Below are 17706 nucleotides of genomic sequence, written 5' to 3'. Positions count from 1 at the left end.
GCCCTCCCTCAGAGCCGGGTCGCGGTGCCGCCGGCGTCGCGGATCGCCGCGACGATGTTCGGGTAGGCGGCGCAGCGGCAGATGTTTCCGCTCATCCGCTCGCGGATCTCCGCATCGGTCAGGGCGACCGTCGCGGTCAGGTCCTGCGTCACGGTGCTGGGCCAGCCGGCCCTGGCCTCGGCCAGCATGCCGGCGGCCGAGCAGATCTGGCCCGGCGTGCAGTAGCCGCACTGGAAGCCGTCATGCTTGACGAAGGCGGCCTGGAGCGGGTGCAGGGCGTCGCCCTCCGCCAGGCCCTCGATCGTCCTGATCTCGTCGCCCTCGTGCATCACCGCGAGCGTCAGGCAGGAATTGATCCGCCGCCCATTGACCAGCACCGTGCAGGCGCCGCACTGGCCGTGGTCGCAGCCCTTCTTCGAGCCGGTGAGCCCGATGCGCTCGCGCAGCGCGTCGAGGAGCGTGGTGCGCGGATCGACCTCGAGGGGGCGGGCCTGCCCGTTGACCTGAAGGGTCACGGGCAGGCGCGGCGTCGCCGGCTCGGCGGCGAGCGCCGGGGGCGCCGGCATCCCGGGCGGGGTCGCGGCCTCGCCGCGGCCGGAGAAGCCGAGCACCGCCGCTGCCGCGACGCCGCTCTCGAGAAGGCTCCGGCGCGTCAGGCGCGGCGCGGAATCGGGCTTGTCCATGGTGCCTCCCGGCGCGGAAACGAGGTGCGGCGCAGCGGGGCGCCGGCGCAGCCGCTGGGCCGCGACGCGATCGCTCACCAAACGTCCGGCCGGGCGGCCGGGTCCCGGCCCCGGGTGCGGCATGGCGTGCGGGGAGGCGGGACGGACGGGCATTCCCCTCCTTTGCGTCAACGGGCTTGACGCTCTGAAATATTAGTGCACCAATGTGGTGAACAAGGCGGGGCGACCCGCTGCGGCGCGGCCCGTACCGTCGATTTCCGTAAGGTCGCGGCGGTGCGATCCGTCGCCGTCCGAGGGCCGCCAGAGCCCGCACGGGAATTCCGGGGGAAACATGACGATCACACGCCGCAGCGCGGTCGCGGGTCTCGCGGCCGGAGCGGGGCTCGCCGTCTCGGGCCGGGCCTTCGCGCAGCTCCCGATGCCGAAGTCGCCCGTCGTCGTCACGGTGGTCGACGTCGCCGGCAACCTCGCCCTGACCCAGAAGGCGATCGAGGCCTATCGCCGGGCGCGGCCCGGCATCGTCTCGCGCTTCGCCTTCACCAAGGCGCCGGCGCCGGAACTGCCCTCGAAGCTCAAGGCGCAGCAGGCCGCCGGGCGGGTCGACATCGACCTCGTGCTCACCGGCACCGACGGCATCGCCGCCGGCATCGAGCAGAAGCTCTGGGTCGACCTCAAAGTCCATGCCGGCCAGCTGCCGAAGCCCGCCGACATCTACCAGCCCGCCGCGCTCCGGCTGAACGGCCTGGCGCAGGACCAGGGCCTGTGCGTCGCCTGGTACCCGTCCGGGCCGCTGATCGAGTACATGCCCGAGCGGGTGAAGACGGTGCCGACCACCGCCGAGGAGCTTTTGGCCTGGGCGCGCCAGAACAAGGGCAAGTTCATGTATGCCCGCCCGGCGAATTCCGGCCCCGGCCGCACCTGGATCATGGGCCTGCCCTACATCCTCGGCGACACGAACCCGAGCGACCCGGACAAGGGCTGGGACAAGACCTGGGAGTACCTGAAGGCGATCGGCGAGACGGTCGACTACTACCCGGGCGGCACCTCGCAGACGATGAAGGAACTCGGCGAGGGCAGCCGCGACATCGTGGTCTCGACCACCGGCTGGGACATCAACCCCCGGGTGCTCGGCGTCGTGCCGGCGGAGGCCAGGGTCGGGACCCTGAAGAACTTCCGCTGGGTGGCCGACGCCCACTACATGGCGGTGCCGAAGGGCGTAGCCGACGAGAAGCTGGCGGTCGTCCTCGACCTGATGGCGTTCCTGCTCCAGCCGGCGCAGCAGGCCTACACCTACGACGAGGGCTACTTCTATCCCGGCCCCGCCGTGAAGGGCGTCACCCTCGACATGGCCCCGCCGGAGAGCCGCGCGGCCCTGAAGGAATTCGGCCGGCCGGAATACGACCGGATGATCGCCGAGACCCCGATCGAGATGCCGCTCGACCCCGACAAGCTGGTGGTGGCCTTCCGCCGCTGGGACGAGCAGGTCGGCTCCGGCAAGAAGCGGTGAGCCCGCGATCCGCGCCCGGCAGAGGCGCGACGCGGCAGGGGAGGGACGGGGGATGGCAGGCCAATACGGGGCGCCGCAGGATCTGTGCTTGAGCGGCCTGAGCCGCCGGTTCGGCGCGATGACCGCCCTCGACGGGCTCGACCTGACGATCAGGGGGGGCGAGTTCATCGCCCTCCTCGGGCCGTCGGGCTGCGGCAAGTCGACGGCGCTCAACTGCATCGCCGGGCTGCTGCCGCTCACCGGCGGGTCGATCCACCTCGGCGAGCGCCGCATCGACCGGCTGAAGCCGGAGGAGCGCGGCTTCGGCATGGTGTTCCAGAGCTACGCCCTGTTCCCGCACATGAACGTGGCGAAGAATGTCGGCTTCGGCCTCGCCATGCGGGGCATCAAGGGCCAGGAGGCCGCGCGCCGCGTCGACGACGCGCTGGCTCTCGTGCGGCTGCAATCGCAGGCGGGAAAGCTCCCGGGCCAGATGTCCGGCGGCCAGCAGCAGCGGGTCGCCATCGCCCGGGCGATCGTGATCGAGCCGCCGGTGGTGCTGATGGACGAGCCCCTGTCGAACCTCGACGCCAAGCTGCGCCTCGAGATGCGGGCCGAGATCCGCCGCATCCACGACGCCATCGGCTCGACCACGATCTACGTCACCCACGACCAGGACGAGGCCCTGTCGATGGCCGACCGGATCGTGGTGATGCGCGACGGGCGCATCCGCCAGGTCGGCACGCCGGAGGACCTCTACGAGCGACCCAGCCACCCGGACGTCGCCGACTTCATGGGTTTTCGCAACCGCCTGCGCGGCCGCACGATCGCGGTCGACGGCGACCGGGCCGAGGTCGAGGTCTGCGGCACCCGGCTCGCCGGCATCCTGCGGGAGCGCTTGAGCCCCGGCGCCCCCGCGGTCGCGGCGATCCGCCCGGAGGACCTGACGCCCGCGGCCGAGGGCCTGCCGGCCCAGGTCGCCAGCATCGAGTATCGCGGCCGGGCCTTCTTCGGCACCGCCGTGGCGCAGGACGGGACCGAGCTGTACTTCCGCTCAGACCGGGCGGTGGCGCAGGACGAGGCCCTGCGCCTCGCCGCCGCCTCGCCGCGGATCCTGGTCTTCCCGGGCGAGGCCGCGTGACCTCGGCTTCACCCCCCGCCGAGAGGCCGCCGCTCGTGGTGCGCCTCGCCGCCCGCGGCCTCGACGGCACCACGCTCCTGGTGCTGCCGGCCCTCCTCGCGATCCTCGGGCTGTTCGTCTATCCGTTCGCCTACGGGCTCGTCTTGTCGCTGCAGCCGAAGGCCGGCGCCTTCTGGGCGAACTACGCCCGCTTCTTCTCCGACCCGTTCCTGTCCGACACGATCGGCGCCACCTTGCGCCTCGCGCTGCCGGTGACGTTGCTCAACCTCGCGCTGGCGGTCCCGATCGCCTTGCGCGTGCGGCTGATGCGCCGTCAGCGCCTTCTCACCACGATCCTGGTCCTGCCGATCACGCTCGGCACGGTGCTGGTGGCGGAGGGCCTGCTCAACTTCCTCGGGCCTCAGGGTTGGTTCAACCGCTCGCTGGTCTGGCTCGGGCTGATCGCGGGCCCGTTGAAGCTCACCAACAACTACTGGGGCGTCTTCGCCTCGCTCCTCATCACCGGCTTCCCGTTCGCGTTCCTGCTCACGCTCTCCTCGGTCACCGGCATCGACCCGGCGCTCGAGCAGGCGGCGGCGACGCACGGGGCCAATGCCTGGCAGCGCTTCACGAAGGTCATCCTGCCGCTGATCCTGCCGGGCCTCGCCGTGACCTTCTGCCTGTCCTTCGTCCAGGCCTTCTCGGTATTTCCCTCGGCGGTGCTGCTCGGCGCGCCGGCCGGCGCCACGCGGGTGATCTCGATCGCCGCCTACCAGGCCGCCTTCGAGGAGTACGACTATTCGCTCGCCTCGGCGATCGCGATGATCATGGGCGCGGTGCAGCTCGCCATCGTGGCGGCCCTGCTCTGGGCGCGCACGCTGTTCTACACGGGCCCGGTCGGAGGCACCAAGGGATGATCCGCGACACCGGCCTCGGCTCGCGCCTGTGGCGGATGGCGGTCTGGGCCGTCACGCTGCTGTTCTGCCTCAACCTCCTGGCGATGATCGCCGCGGTGGTGCTCAACTCCTTCGCCACGCGCTGGCTCGGCACCTGGCTGCCGCTCGGCTTCACCACCCGCTGGTACGCCTCGGCCTGGGACGAGTTCCAGCTCGGCGAGGTGCTGGTGGTGACGCTCCAGGTGGTGTTCCTGGTGGTGCTCCTCTCCGGGCTCCTCGGCGTCACGGCGGCCTACGCGCTGGCGCGGCGCGACTTTCCGGGCAAGCGGCTGGTGATGCTGGTGTTCCTGCTGCCGCTGCTCGTGCCGCCGATCACCTACGGCATCCCGCTCGCCACGGTGCTGTACCAGACGGGCCTCGCCGGCACGCTGTGGGGCGTGGTGCTGGCCAACCTCGTGCCGAGCGTGCCCTTCGTGGTGCTGGTGATGATCCCGTTCATCGAGCAGATCGACCCGCGCATCGAGGCGGCGGCCCGGGTCTTCGGCGCCGGCACGCGCCAGCTCTTCCTGCGGGTGCTGCTGCCGCTGCTGATCCCCGGCATCCTGGCGGCCCTGCTCCTGGTGCTGGTGCGCACCATCGCGATGTTCGAGCTGACCTTCCTGGTCGCCGGGCCGACGAGCCAGACCCTGGTGGTGGCGCTCTACTACGCGGTCTTCGCCGCGGGCGTCCGGGCCGGGCAGTCGATCGACGCGATGGCGGTGGTCTACATGGCGCTGACGCTGGTCTGGCTGGTGGTCGCCCTGCGCTTCGTCAACCCGACGCAGATCGTCGCGCGGGCCAAGCAGCCGGCGGCGCATTGAGGGGCTTTCGGTCCGAGCCCCGATTTCGGCTCGCGGAGGGGTTGAGGCTTCGGGGCCCCACCCGATCCGCTTGACAGTACGAGGGTCCGGATCGGGTCGCGAGCAAGCGCGAGCACCGCAGCTCGTAACCGTCCGTCCCGTGGCGCGCCCGGTCGAGGGGCCGGGGTCGCGACGCCACGCCGAGATCACGCGCCGACCCGAAAGACCCGCGTCCTCACCCCCGGAACCGCCACACCCCCGTGCGCTTGATCTCGGCATCCTCCAGCGCCCGGGTCACCGGCACCTCGTAGGTCGCGAGATTCTCCAGCCTCTCCTTCGGCAGGTAGGCCCGGCCCGGATCGCCGAGGAGCACCCGGGCGCCGCGGGCGTGGAGAGCGGCCAGCCAGTCGCCGACCCGCGCGGCGAGGTCGCGCTCGTAGAAGATGTCGGCGGCGAGCACGCAATCCCAGCCCTCGTCGCGGCCGATCAGGTCGGCGCCTTTCGCGGCGATGCGGTCCGACACGCCGTTCACGGCCGCGTTGAGGCCGATCGCCGCGAGCGCGAAGGGATCGAGGTCGCTCGCCTCGATCGATGCCGCGCCCGCTATCGCCGCCGCGATGGCGACGAGGCCCGACCCCGAGGCGAAGTCGAGGACGCGAGCGCCCGCCACGGTCTCGGGGTTCTCCAGCACGTAGGCCGCGAGCGCCTGGCCGCCGGCCCAGGCGAAGGCCCAGAATGGCGGCGGCAGGCCGATCTCGCCGAGCTCCTCCTCGGTGCGGCCCCACAACTCCGTCGCCTCGTCGGCGACGTGGAGGCGGATCGCCGGGGCATGCGGCACCGGGCGGAGTGCCGTGTGGGCGCGGATGAAGGCGAGCGGGTCCATCAGGCGAGCTCGGCGTAGAGCCGCAGCACGGCGTCCGTCACCGCCGCCTCGGTGAAGCCGCCCTCGACGATCCGGGCCCGGGCGGCCGCGCCCATCCGGGCGACGAGGGCGGGGTCGGCGGACAGCCGCGCCATCGCGGCGGCGAGCGGCGCGGGGTCGTCCGGCGGCACGACCAACCCTTCGACCCCGTCGCGCACCAGGGTCCGGCAGCCCGGCACGTCGGTGGTGAGGATCGCCCGTCCGCTCGCCGCGGCCTCCAGCAGGGCCCGCGGCAGGCCTTCGCCGCCGCGCGAGGGCAGGCAGGCGACGTGGGCGCGGGCCAGCGCGCCGGCGACGTCGTCGGTGGCGCCGTGCCAGGTGACCCCGTCGCGAGACCAGTCCCGCAGGGTGGCCTCGGGGATGGCGCGGCGGTTCGAGGGATCGGGCGCGCCGTAGAGGGCGAGTTCCAGGTTCGCGCCCTCGGCCCTCGCGCGGCGCGCGGCCTCGACCGCGGTGTCGACCCCCTTCGACCACAGCATCCGGGCGGTGAGCGCGATCGTGAGGTGCGGGGCGGGGGGGAGGGGTGCGGGCACCCACGCGTCCGGGTCGATGCCGGCGCCGCCGACGACCGTGACGCGCGGGCTCTCCGGATCGAGGCCGAGCAGCCGCGCGTCGTCCGGGTTCTCAAACAGGTAGCGGGTGCGTGCCGTCTCGAGCGGCCCGCGGATCAAGAGGCGCAGGGCGCTGCGGGCGAGCCGCCCGGCCCGGTCCTTCCGGGCGCCGATCAGCCCGAGGCCGGTCAGCGCGTAGACCCGCGACGGAATGCCGGCGAGCGTTGCCGCAGCACCCCCGACCAGGATGCCGCGCAGCGCGATGCAGTGGACGATGTCGGCCTTGAGGGCCTTCAGGATCGCCGCGAGCTGGCCGGCGGCGTAGCCCGCCGCCATTGGGTTGAGGCTCGACCGCTCGGCCTCCAGCTCCACCACCCGGGCGCCGGTCGCGGCGATCACGTCGCGATGCGCCCGCACCCGGGTGACGACCGAGACCGGGTGGCCGGCCGCCACGGCGGCGCGGGCCATCGGCAGGAAGTGCGAGGCGAAGAACCAATCCTCGGTGACCACGAAGGCGACGTGTGCCTTGCCCCCGTCTCCCGCCGCGTCCTGTGGCTGCACCCGATGCTCTCCCGCTTCGTCCCGCCCTCCCTAACCCGCGGCGCGGCCGGGGGATACCTGCGCGGGGAAACCTGCCCGCGGATCCCGCCGGATACTCCGCGTCGGTAGGAACCGGCGCGGCCGGGCGCCGGTTGAACCCCACTGGAACTCCGTGAGGTTGGAAACGCCCATGCTGTCGGATCCCGAGATGGCGGAGCCTGCCGCCGAGGATCGCGTCGACACCCGTGACGCCGCCCGCGAGGCGGGCCTGCGTTACGTCAGCGACGAGGAGCCGGGCTTCCGCCGCAAGCGCAACGGCCGCGGCTTCGCCTACGTCGATTCGAGCGGCACCCGGGTGCGGGACGAGAAGGCGCTGGCGCGGATCAAGGCCCTGGCGATCCCGCCGGCCTATACCGACGTGTGGATCTGCCGCCACGCCAACGGCCACATCCAGGCGACCGGGCGCGATGCCCGCGGTCGCAAGCAGTACCGCTACCATCCCGAGTTCCGCCAGGCCCGGGAGAGCACCAAGTTCGCCCACATGATGACCTTCGCGGAGGTGCTGCCGGGCCTGCGCGCGACGGTGGAAGAGCATATGGGCCGGCGCGGGCTGCCGCGCGAGAAGGTGCTGGCGACCGTGGTCCACCTGCTCGAGACCACCCTGATCCGGGTCGGCAACGACGATTACGCCAAGCAGAACAAGAGCTACGGCCTCACCACCCTGCGCGACCCGCACGTCAGGATCGAGGGGAAGGAGCTGAAGTTCCGCTTCAAGGGCAAGAGCAACAAGGTCTGGGAGCTGGCGGTCCACGACCGGCGGGTGGCGCGGATCGTCAAGGCCTGCCAGGACCTGCCGGGCCAGGAGCTGTTCCAGTACCTCGACGAGGACGGCGTGCAGCGGGACGTGACCTCGGCCGACGTGAACGCGTATCTCCGCGAGATCACCGGGCGCGACATCACCGCCAAGGACTTCCGCACCTGGTCGGGCACCGTGCTCGCCGCCATGGCGCTGCGCGAGTTCGAGACCTTCGACAGCCAGGCGGTGGCCAAGCGCAACGTGCGCGCGGCGATCGAGCGGGTGGCCGAGCGGCTCGGCAACACGCCGACGATCTGCCGCAAGTGCTACATCCACCCGGAGATCCTGGGCTGCTACCTCGAGGGCGAGCTGCTGCTCCACGTCAAGGACGAGGTCGAGGCGGCCCTGCGCGACGAGATCGCCAGCCTGCGCCCGGAGGAGACGGCGGTGCTCGGCCTGCTCCAGGGCCGCCTCGCCCGGGCGGAGCAGGAGGCGAAGGCGGCGCCCCGGACCACGCGGGCCAAGGACGCGAGCGGCAAGGACGCGGGCAAGGAGACCAAGGGGCGCTCGGTCAAGGGTGGATCCCGGACCGGCAAGGGATCGGGCAAGGGATCGGGCAAGCCGGCGGCCCGCAAGGCCGCCTGATCCCGGCCCGGATGGCGGCGGTCCTCGACGAGGCCCGCCCCAGCGCCGCCCCTCAGTGAGGGACGGCGCCGTGGGCCTCGTGGGCGAGGCGCCGCAGCGGCCGGGCCTCGCCCTCCAGTACCGGCGCGAGGCCGATCTGCCGGGCGAGCTGCACCAGGTCCTTGAGCCGGCCGGTCTTGGTCTTGCGGCGCAGGTTGAGCCGGTGCGTCTCGACGGTGCGCACGCTGACGGTGAGGCGGCGCGCCACCTCCTTGTTGCTGAAGCCGGCGCTGAGGAAGCGCAGCACCTCGGCCTCGCGCGGGGTCAGGCCGAGGCTCTCGGCCACCACCGCCTCGGGGGCCGGGACCTCCGCGTCGCCCTCGTGCAGCGGCAGGCCGCGGGCGAGCGCCAGGATCGCCGCGCAGATGTCGCGCGGGGGCGCGCAGCGAGCCACGAAGGCGTCGGCGCCGGCCGCCGCGAGCCGGCCGATCTCGGCCGCGTCGGCGGCCTGGAATGCCACCAGGATCCGGGCCTGCGGCGCCCGCTCGCGCAGGGCCGCCAGGGCCGCCGGGCCGATCTCGGGCGAGAAGGCCAGGATGACGCAAGTCGAGCCGGGTTCTTCCAGCTCCTCCTCGCCCACGGTCCGCAATGCCGGGGCGTGTTCGAGCGTCGCCCGGAAGGCGGCGCCGAGATCCGACGGCTCGTTGATGATCAGAACCCTGACGGCGTCACTCATGCCGCTTGCCTCCGTCCCAGCGCGATACAGGCGCGGTGTCCACGGAGGAGTCCGATCAAGCCCCGTTCCACTTGGCCCCGGCGCGCGGCGACTCGGGGTGGATTGGTGGAGCCGCGGCGACGCCGCCGAGGGGAGAAGTGCCTAGGTAGACCGACTCCGCGGCAGGATGTCGCGAAAGCGGAGCCTGTGCGAGCGCGAGGATCCCGGACGGCGCCCGCCGGACCGGCCCCGTTTTGGAACGCGGGCCTCGGTACTTTCCCGCATTGGAGCAGGCCGGGACGACGCGCGCCGGAACCGCCCGTTCCCCGGACGGCTTGGCCGGTCGCCGTGCCGCCTCACCCGGCCGGCGTCGCGCGTGCGGCGTCCGGGCGCAGCACGGTCAGGCGGAACGGACCGCCATGCGCGGCGGCGTGCGCGACCGCCTCGTCCGCCGCGTCGAGGGGGAACGCCGTCGCGGCGTATTCCTCCAGCCGCAGGAGGCCGCCGCGGACGAGCCCGACCATGCGTCCCACCGCGTCCGGCGGGTACATCCACTTGCCCCGCACCGTGACGTCGTTGCGCATGATCCACGGATAGGGCAGCGCCAGGTCGCCCCCGCCGAGCATGCCGACGCCGCCCATCAGCACCACCCGCCCGTGGGGCCGCACGCTCATCACCGCCGCGCGCACGACCCGCGCGTCGACCGAGGGCGGCAGGATGTCGAGCACGCAGTCGATCGGCCCGGGTGCGGCCGCCATCATCCGGGCGCGGTCGGCCGCCTCGTCGCCGGTCAGCGCCACGGGGCGGACCCGGTCGCCGAAGCGCCGGACGAGATCGGCGAGGACCACCGCGTTGCGGCCCGGGGCGACGACGCAGCCCGCCCCCATGGCGAGGGCGACCGCGACGGCGGCGCTGCCGAAATGGCCGGTCGCGCCGCTGACCAGCACCGTCTCGCCGGCCCGGAGATCCGCGGCCAGGAGGCCGCCATAGGGGACGAGCAGGGTGGTGATCGCGCACCAGCGCCCGGCCTCCGCCGCCGCGATCGGGCCGATGCGGACCGCGTTCTCGGTCGGCACGCGCACCTGCTCGGCGAAGGCGCCGTCCCGGTGGTAGGCCTGGAGCCGCTGCCCGCCCTCGCCCCGCGCGCTCCAGCCCTGGAGCACGATGTCGGGCATGGCCGCGTCGTCGCGCGAGCGCACGGTCGGATCGCAGAACACCCAGTCGCCGACGCGCAGCACCGTCGCGTCGGGTCCGACTGCGCGCACCCGGCCGATCGCCCCGCAGCCGGGGATGACGGGCACCGGCAGCAGGTACCGGCGCGCGCCCGAGAAGACCTCGTCGGCGTAGGGCAGGACCGGGGCGGCCGCGACGTCGACGATCACCTCGCCGGTCCCGATCACCGGATCTTGCACCTCCTCGACGGCGAGCGGCGACCCGAACGCCTTGAGCACGGCAGCTCTCATCTCTCTTCTCCCGTGGAAACGGGCGGAGGATGAGGCTTTTCTAAAGCGCGGGAAGGACTGGTATCATCCTGGGATCACGCGACCCACCCATCGCGAGGCGGACGTTGAGCGATCCCCGGCAGAAGGCCTTCGGCGACTTCCTGCGCTCCCGCCGCGCGCAGCTCGATCCGGCCGCCCTCGCGGTCCCGTCGGGGCGGCGGCGCCGCACGCCGGGCCTGCGCCGCGAGGAGGTCGCCGAGCGCGCCGGCATCGGCATCGACTGGTACGTGCGCCTGGAGCAGGGGCGCGACGTCAGCCCCTCGGCCGCCACGATCGACGCCCTGGCGCGCGCGCTCTGCCTGAGCGAGGCCGAGCACGCGCACCTGCGTGCCCTGTCCCGGAGCGGCCGGCCCGCGGCCTTCGGGCACGAGGCGGTGCCCTCGACGATCCGCCGCCTCGTCGACGCGATGGCCCAGCCGGCCTACGTCACCGGCCGGCGCTGGGACCTCCTGACCTGGAACGCGGCCGCCGCCGACCTCTTCGGCTTCGACGACCTGCCCGGGGCGGCGCGCAACATCCTGCTCTTCGTGCTCACCGACGCGCGGGCCCGGGACCTGTTCGGAGAGGCCTGGGCGGAGGAGGCGCAGCGCATGGTGGCGCAGTTCCGCGCGGTCCACGACCTCTCGGCGGCGGACCCGGCCTTCCTCGATCTCCTCGAGCGTCTGACGGCGGGCTGCCCGCTCTTCGCGGGATGGTGGGAGGCGCACGAGGTGCGCGGCGGCGGGACCGGCCGCAAGGTGCTGCATCACCCCCGGCACGGCCGCCTCGTCTTCGACTACGCGACCTTCCAGGCGACCGGCGATCCCGCGCTCAAGCTCGCGGTCTACGTGCCGGGCGAACCGGGCTGAGCCGCCGTCAGGCCGTCCGCGCCAGGATCAGGTCGGTGGCCGCCGAGACGACCCGGTTGCGCCCCGTGGTCTTGGCCTCGTAGAGGGCGATGTCGGCGCGCTTGAGCAGGCCGCCCATGGTCTCGCCCTCCGACCAAGTGCTGACGCCGAAGCTCGCGGTGAGCTGCACCGGGCCGCGCTGGCCCTTGAAGCGCAGCTGCGTGCAGCGCAGCCGCAGGCGCCCGGCGGCCGCCTCGGCCTCCTCCAGGCTGCGCCCGGGCAGCGCCAGGGCGAATTCCTCGCCGCCGAGGCGCCCGGCGATGCCGCCCGCCTCCCCCACGAGTTCCTGCGCGACGCCCCGGATCGCCATGTCGCCGACGTCGTGGCCGTGCTGGTCGTTGATGGCCTTGAAGTGGTCGATGTCGACGAGGATCATCGACAGGCGGCCGTGGGCGCCGGCCCGGTCCGCCGCCTCGCCGGCCCGTTGCAGGAAGGCGCGGCGGTTGAGGAGCCCGGTGAGCGCGTCGGTCTCGGCGAGCCGGATCAGCTCGCGCTGCATCCCGGTCATCCGCTCGGCGGCGCGCAGGCGGGCGTAGAGCTCCTCCGGGCTCGGCGGCTTGTCGATGAAGTCGTCCGAGCCGCTGTCGAGCGCCTCCGCGAGGTTGCGGGCGTTGCGGGCCGACGACATGGTGATGATGTAGAGCGGACGGTGCGCGTCCGCGAGCAGGCGGGCCGACCAGCACAGTTCGAGGCCGCCGAGGGGGCGGACCTCGAGGCTGGTGATCAGTGCCGTGACCGACGCGTTGTCGGTGACGAAATCGAGCGCCTCGCGCGAATCCGTGAAGGTGTCCACGGTGTGGCCGCGCGGCGTCAGGAGCCCGCTGATGACCTTGAGCACCACCCGGCTCGGATCGACGACGACGATGTGCATGACGCCCCCAGGCAGGAGGACGTGCCCCCGCTTCCGGCGACGAGGTTGCGCGCGAAGCTTTAACGCCGCCTCAAGGCGGTGCGCGCAATCGCGGAGCTTACGGTGATGGGTCGGGCGGCGGCTCCGGTCACGCCGGACGGGCGCTACATCGTGGTGCGCGGGCGGCTGTGGCGGCGCAGCGACCCGGGCCTCGCGCCCGAGCGCCGCGAGGCGCTGGTGCACGACCTGATGCGGGCCCGCCGCGCGGTGCGCGACGCCAAGGGGGACGGCGGCGCGGCCCTGGCCGCGGCCCGCACCGCGGTCGATGCCGCCAAGCACGGCCTCGGCGAGCGCGGTCCGCCGTGGTGGACGGACGGCGCGCCGGACTACAACCGGCACCTCGCCCGCAACACGCCCTACGCCGCGTGGTTCGCCGGGCTCGAGGCGTCAGGCGAGGAGCGACCCTGAGCGCGCTCTCAATCGACGATCCCGAGCGAGCGCATCCGCTCGATCGTCTCCATCAGCTTCGGGCCGGTGTCGCGGCGCAACACCTCCTCGGTGAGCAGGAAGGCGGGACCGCTGATGTTGACCGCGAAGGAGCCGCGCCCGCCCGGGGCGTGGAGGGGCGCCGCGACGGCGTTGATGTCCTGGTGCCAGATCCCGATGCCGACGCAGAAGCCGTGCCGGGTGATCTCGTCGGCGCAGCGGCGGTAGTTGTGGTCGAGCCGCGCGGCATCGGCCCCGTCGCGGCGCAGGCGCGCGAGGAGGGCGACGCGCTCCGCCTCGTCGAGGCTCGCCAGCGTCGCCATGCCGATGGCGCTGCGGGCGAGCGGCAGGTGGAAGCCGACCTCGCTCGACAGGACGATGCGCTGGCCCTGGCCGCGCCAGAGCTGGACGTAGACGCTCGACAATCCGTCGAGGAGGCCGAGCGCCACGTGGGCCTGCACCGCGGTGGCGAGGTCCTGCAGGAACGGCTTGACCATCTGCGGGAACGAGTTCTGGCGCAGGAAGGCGGAGCTCAGCGCCAGCACCGCGGGGCCGAGGCCGTAGCGCTCGCCCTCCGGGTCGTGCACGAGGTAGCCCAGCGACAGGAGCGTGTGGGTCAGGCGCGAGACCGTGGGCTTCGGCAGGCCGGTGCGGGCGGCGATCTCGCGGTTGCCCAGCATCTCGGCGGCATCCCGGAAGGCGCGCAGCACCTGGAGGCCGCGGGCGAGCGCGGTGACGAACTGCCGGTCGCCGTCCTCGGCCTCCGCCGGGCCCTGAGCGACCGGAACCTGGGTGGTCGCGTCGATGCGCGCCGCCATCGCCTGTGCCATGCTGCCGTCTCCCCCCGATCCGGCCGTGCTCTTTCGTCCCGCGGTCTTCGAAGGCTCGCCCCGGGCCGTCCTTAAGGTGACGGCGCGGCGGCGCTTCGGCAACCTGTTTCGCGATGCGAATTGCGATTTCGCATCTTGACCGGCTCCGTAGCGGGAGGCAGTGTTCGCTGAAGGCGGGCAGGACTCCGCCGGCGACGCCGAATGCGGCGCGCCCATAACAACCGGGAACGCCATTCCAGGAGGACGCCTTGGTCAAGACCCTCGCGCGCATCACGGCCGCCGGCCTCGTCGCCCTGGCGGCCACGACCGCGCTCGCCGCGCCGATGAGCCTGAAGATCGCCTTCGTCGATCCGCTCTCCGGCGGCGGGGCCAGCACCGGCGAGGCCGGGCTGAAGACCTTCCAGTTCATGGCCGACCAGCTCAACGCCAAGAACGCCGACCTGAAGCTCGAAGTGACGGGCTACGACAACAAGCTCAACCCGCAGGAGAGCCTGGTCCAGCTCCAGAAGGCGATCGATTCCGGCGCCCGCATCGTGGTGCAGGGCAACGGCTCCTCGGTCGGCGCCGCGCTGATCGACTTCGTCGGCAAGTACAACGACCGCAATCCCGGCAAGGAGGTCCTGTATCTCAACTACGCCGCAGTCGATCCGGCGCTGACCAATGCCAAGTGCAATTACTGGCATTTCCGGTTCGATGCCAATTCCGACATCAAGATGGCGGCCCTGACCAATTACATCAAGGGCAGGCCGGAAATCAAGAAAGTCTACCTGATCAATCAGGACTACTCGCACGGCCAGGCGGTGCGCGCCGCGGCCCGGGCGATGCTGAAGGAGAAGCGGCCCGACATCCAGATCGTCGGCGACGAGGTCGCGCCGCTGCAGAAGGTCAACGACTTCTCGCCCTACATCGCCAAAATCAAGGCGTCAGGCGCCGACACGGTGATCACCGGCAACTGGGCGCAGGACATGGCGCTGCTGCTGAAGGCTGCCGGCGATGCCGGGCTCCAGGCCAAGTTCTACACCTATTACGGCGGCGGCGCCGGCGGTCCGACGGCGATCAAGCAGGCGAACCTCCCCGATCACGTCTATCAGATCTCCGAGGGTTACCCCAACGTCGACTCGAAGCCCGCCCACGAGTTCGAGCTCGCCTTCCGCGCCAAGACCGGCCAGGAGCTGACCTATCCCCGGGTCGTCAACCTGATGAACATCCTGTCGAAGGCGACGCTGGCCGCCAAGTCGACCGACCCGAAGGCGATCGCCAAGGCGATGGACTCGATCCACAACGACACGCTGTACGGCAAGGACAGCTTCATCCGGCCGGACGACCACCAGATCTTCCAGCCGATCTACATCTCGCGCTTCGGCCCGGTCGACACGTCGAAGGTCCTCGACAGCGAGAATACCGGCTGGGGCTGGACCGGCGACGGCGTGGTCGACGCGAAGGACACCCTGCTGCCGACCACCTGCAAGATGGACCGGCCGAGCTGAAGGCAGGAGACGGGGCGGCGCTCCGGCTGACGGGGCGCCGCGTCGTATCGCCGTCACCTCGAAGCGCCCCGGTCCTTCCCCGGATCTCCTCCCGCCTCGCTCCAGTCGTCCGGGAAAGGACCGGGTCGTGACGTGAAGCCGGCGGGCGCTGTCGCCAGGCTCGGTTACCCAGGCCACCCGCACCGGCAGGAGACCCCCGCGTGCTCGAACTCGTCATCATCTCGACGCTGAACGGTGTGCTCTACGGGATGCTGCTCTTCCTGATGGCGAGCGGCCTGACCCTGATCTTCAGCATGATGGGCGTGCTCAACTTCGCCCATGCCAGCTTCTACATGCTGGGCGCGTTCTTCGGCTACCAGATCAGCAAATTCACCGGCTTCTGGGTCGGCCTCGTCGCCGCTCCGATCGTGGTCGGCGGGATCGGCGCGCTCGTCGAGCGCTACGGCCTGCGCAACGTCCACCGCCACGGCCACGTGCCGGAACTGCTCTTCACCTTCGGCCTCGCCTACGTGATCGAGGAGGTGGTGCAGATGGTGTGGGGCAAGCTGCCGGTCGACTACCGGGTCCCGGCCGTGCTCGACTTCCCGGCCTTCACGGTGTTCGGCACCAACTACCCGGCCTACAAGCTGTTCATGCTGGTCATCTCGGTGGCGATCTTCATCGCGCTCCTGGCCGTGCTGACCCGCACCCGGGTCGGGCTGATCATCCAGGCGGCGCTGACCCATCCCAACATGGTGGCGATGCTGGGCCACGACGTGCCGAAGGTGTTCATGCTGGTCTTCGGCGTCGGCACGGGTCTCGCCGCGGTGGCGGGCGTCATCGCCGGGCCGGCCTTGGTGACCCAGGCCAACATGGCGGGCCTGCTCGGGCCGATCCTGTTCGTGGTCGTGGTGGTGGGGGGACTGGGCTCCCTCACCGGCGCCTTCGCGGCCTCGCTGCTGATCGGCCTCGTGCAGACCTTCGCCATTTCGCTCGACGTCTCGGTCGCCAGCGTGCTCCAGTCCGTCGGCATCGACGCCGCGCCCTCGGGCGGCGTGCTCGGCGACCTGTGGAACGTGACGATCGCCCAGATTGGGCCGATCATCCCCTACCTCCTGCTGGTCCTCGTGCTGATCGCGCGGCCGACCGGCCTGCTCGGGAACCGCGAAGCATGAGCGACCTCGCCGACATCGCGCCGTCCGGGACCCTGGCGCAGGCAGGCGCCCGCCCGTCGATCCGCCCGCGGGGAGCCGGGCTCGTCGCCCAGGTCGCGCCCTGGCTGGTCGCCGCCGGGATCCTGGTCGCCGCGCCGCTCGTCTTCACCAGCGGCACGGCGCTGACCATGATGAGCCTGATGGGCATCATGGTGGTGTTCTCCCTGTCCTACAACATGCTGCTCGGGCAGACCGGCCTCCTGTCGTTCGGGCACGCGGTCTATTACGGGCTCGGGGCCTTCTTCACCGTCCACGCGATGAACGTCGTGGCGGTGAACCGCCTGCCGGTGCCGCTGCCGGTGATGCCGATCGTCGGCGGGCTCGCCGGCCTCGCCTTCGGCATCCTGTTCGGGATGATCTCGACGCGGCGGGCCGGCACCGTCTTCGCCATGATCTCGCTCGGCATCGCCGAGCTGGTCTCGTCCGGCTCCCACATCCTGCACAGCTTCTTCGGCGGCGAGGAGGGCATCACCGCCAACCGCACCAAGATGCTGCGGCTGTTCGACGTGAATTTCGGGCCGCAGATCCAGGTCTACTACCTGATCGCCGCCTGGTGCCTGATCTGCGCGCTGGCGATGTACGCGATCACCCGCACGCCGCTCGGCCGCCTGTGCAACGCCGTGCGCGAGAACCCGGAGCGGGTCGAGTTCCTCGGCTACGAGCCGCAGACGATCCGGGTCACCGCCTTCTGCCTCTCGGCGATGTTCGCCGGCGTCGCGGGCGCGCTCGCCGCCATCAACTTCGAGATCGCCAACTCGGCCTATCTCGGCGTGCACCAGTCGGGCGTCGTGCTGCTCGCGACCTTCATCGGCGGCATCGGCACCTTCATCGGCCCGGTCGTCGGCGCCGTCGTGGTGACGCTGCTCCAGGTCTCGCTCAGCGACCTCACCGAGGTCTGGCAGCTCTATTTCGGGCTCCTGTTCATCGCCATCGTGATGTTCGCCCCCGGCGGCATCGCCGGCCTGGCGCTCATGCACGGCCCGCTGCTGCGCGCCGGCACCGCCCACCGGCTGGTCCCGGCCTACCTCCTGGCGCTCGGCCCCGTCCTCCTCATGCTGGCCGGCACCATCGCGCTGATCGAGATGGCGTTCCGGGTGCTGGTGAAGGCGTCCGACGGCACCGAGATGAGCCTCGTCGGCATCCCCCTCGACGCCGCCCGGATCCTGCCGTGGGTCGTCGCCGGCGCGATGGCGATCGGGGGCGGGCTCGCCCTGCGCGCCATGCTGCCCCGGGTCGCCGCCGCCTGGCACGAGGCCTCCGCCGCCGCCAAGGAGAAGCTGGCATGAATACCGCTGGCAT

At 72.1% G+C, this 17706-nt stretch carries 17 protein-coding genes; 10 read left to right on the top strand and 7 right to left on the bottom strand.

The window, feature by feature from the left end; genetic code table 11:
* Positions 1-8: 8 nt before the first annotated feature.
* Positions 9-683 (bottom strand): 2Fe-2S iron-sulfur cluster-binding protein, encoded by a 675-nt coding sequence (locus DK419_RS19365; RefSeq protein WP_109960529.1) that lies wholly within the window; start codon positions 681-683, stop codon positions 9-11.
* Between the two features lie 331 nt (positions 684-1014).
* Here DK419_RS19365 and DK419_RS19360 point away from each other — a divergent pair, with 331 nt between their 5' ends.
* From DK419_RS19360 to DK419_RS19345, 4 genes are read left to right on the top strand one after another with little or no spacing between them, the layout of a single operon-like run.
* Positions 1015-2190, top strand: a complete 1176-nt coding sequence (locus DK419_RS19360; RefSeq protein WP_109960528.1) for an ABC transporter substrate-binding protein — start codon at positions 1015-1017, stop codon at positions 2188-2190.
* A gap of 52 nt (positions 2191-2242) precedes the next feature.
* Positions 2243-3310, top strand: a complete 1068-nt coding sequence (locus DK419_RS19355) for an ABC transporter ATP-binding protein (RefSeq protein WP_109960527.1) — start codon at positions 2243-2245, stop codon at positions 3308-3310.
* Positions 3307-4206 (top strand): ABC transporter permease, encoded by a 900-nt coding sequence (locus DK419_RS19350; RefSeq protein WP_245442548.1) that lies wholly within the window; start codon positions 3307-3309, stop codon positions 4204-4206. The genes DK419_RS19355 and DK419_RS19350 overlap by 4 nt, the downstream gene beginning before the upstream one ends.
* A complete protein-coding gene (locus DK419_RS19345) occupies positions 4203-5045 on the top strand; it encodes an ABC transporter permease (protein ID WP_109960525.1) in 843 nt (280 codons plus the stop codon). The genes DK419_RS19350 and DK419_RS19345 overlap by 4 nt, the downstream gene beginning before the upstream one ends.
* A gap of 214 nt (positions 5046-5259) precedes the next feature.
* Here DK419_RS19345 and DK419_RS19340 read toward each other — a convergent pair whose 3' ends face one another.
* Positions 5260-5907, bottom strand: coding sequence for a class I SAM-dependent methyltransferase (locus tag DK419_RS19340; protein WP_109960524.1), 648 nt, complete (start codon positions 5905-5907; stop codon positions 5260-5262).
* Positions 5907-7058: a glycosyltransferase gene (locus DK419_RS19335; protein WP_109960523.1), complete on the bottom strand. Its 1152-nt coding sequence runs from the start codon at positions 7056-7058 to the stop codon at positions 5907-5909. Before DK419_RS19335 ends, DK419_RS19340 begins: the two co-directional genes overlap by 1 nt.
* 169 nt (positions 7059-7227) lie before the next feature.
* Between DK419_RS19335 and DK419_RS19330 the strand changes: the two genes are divergently transcribed.
* Positions 7228-8478: a DNA topoisomerase IB gene (locus tag DK419_RS19330; protein WP_109960522.1), complete on the top strand. Its 1251-nt coding sequence runs from the start codon at positions 7228-7230 to the stop codon at positions 8476-8478.
* Positions 8479-8530: 52 nt separating this feature from the next.
* Here the strand turns inward: DK419_RS19330 and DK419_RS19325 are convergent, their stop codons facing one another.
* Together DK419_RS19325 and DK419_RS19320 are read right to left on the bottom strand one after the other, a co-directional pair.
* Positions 8531-9193, bottom strand: a complete 663-nt coding sequence (locus DK419_RS19325; RefSeq protein WP_109960521.1) for a LuxR C-terminal-related transcriptional regulator — start codon at positions 9191-9193, stop codon at positions 8531-8533.
* 335 nt (positions 9194-9528) lie between these two features.
* A complete protein-coding gene (locus tag DK419_RS19320) occupies positions 9529-10635 on the bottom strand; it encodes an alcohol dehydrogenase catalytic domain-containing protein (RefSeq protein ID WP_109960520.1) in 1107 nt (368 codons plus the stop codon).
* Positions 10636-10739: 104 nt separating this feature from the next.
* On the opposite strand from DK419_RS19320, the gene DK419_RS19315 reads away from it, so the two are divergent.
* The gene (locus DK419_RS19315) at positions 10740-11522 is read left to right on the top strand and encodes a helix-turn-helix transcriptional regulator (protein ID WP_109960519.1); all 783 of its coding nucleotides are present in this window, start codon (positions 10740-10742) and stop codon (positions 11520-11522) included.
* Between the two features lie 7 nt (positions 11523-11529).
* Here DK419_RS19315 and DK419_RS19310 read toward each other — a convergent pair whose 3' ends face one another.
* Positions 11530-12432, bottom strand: coding sequence for a GGDEF domain-containing response regulator (locus DK419_RS19310; protein ID WP_109960518.1), 903 nt, complete (start codon positions 12430-12432; stop codon positions 11530-11532).
* A gap of 105 nt (positions 12433-12537) precedes the next feature.
* On the opposite strand from DK419_RS19310, the gene DK419_RS19305 reads away from it, so the two are divergent.
* Entirely contained in the window at positions 12538-12879 is a 342-nt protein-coding gene (locus DK419_RS19305) for a hypothetical protein (protein WP_109960517.1), read from the top strand.
* An 8-nt stretch (positions 12880-12887) separates the two neighbouring features.
* Here the strand turns inward: DK419_RS19305 and DK419_RS19300 are convergent, their stop codons facing one another.
* Positions 12888-13727 carry an IclR family transcriptional regulator gene (locus DK419_RS19300; RefSeq protein WP_109960516.1) on the bottom strand — a complete coding sequence of 280 codons (840 nt, stop codon included), beginning with the start codon at positions 13725-13727 and terminating at the stop codon, positions 12888-12890.
* A gap of 248 nt (positions 13728-13975) precedes the next feature.
* Between DK419_RS19300 and DK419_RS19295 the strand changes: the two genes are divergently transcribed.
* From DK419_RS19295 to DK419_RS19285, 3 genes are all read left to right on the top strand, one after another.
* Positions 13976-15214, top strand: a complete 1239-nt coding sequence (locus tag DK419_RS19295; RefSeq protein ID WP_109960515.1) for a branched-chain amino acid ABC transporter substrate-binding protein — start codon at positions 13976-13978, stop codon at positions 15212-15214.
* A gap of 200 nt (positions 15215-15414) precedes the next feature.
* Positions 15415-16368: a branched-chain amino acid ABC transporter permease gene (locus tag DK419_RS19290; RefSeq protein ID WP_109960514.1), complete on the top strand. Its 954-nt coding sequence runs from the start codon at positions 15415-15417 to the stop codon at positions 16366-16368.
* Positions 16365-17693: a branched-chain amino acid ABC transporter permease gene (locus DK419_RS19285; protein ID WP_109960513.1), complete on the top strand. Its 1329-nt coding sequence runs from the start codon at positions 16365-16367 to the stop codon at positions 17691-17693. Before DK419_RS19290 ends, DK419_RS19285 begins: the two co-directional genes overlap by 4 nt.
* The last annotated feature ends 13 nt before the right edge of the window (positions 17694-17706 follow it).

It is taken from the genome of Methylobacterium terrae (assembly GCF_003173755.1).
Taxonomy (GTDB): Bacteria; Pseudomonadota; Alphaproteobacteria; order Rhizobiales; family Beijerinckiaceae; genus Methylobacterium; species Methylobacterium terrae.
This window is presented reverse-complemented; position numbering and strand designations above follow the sequence as displayed.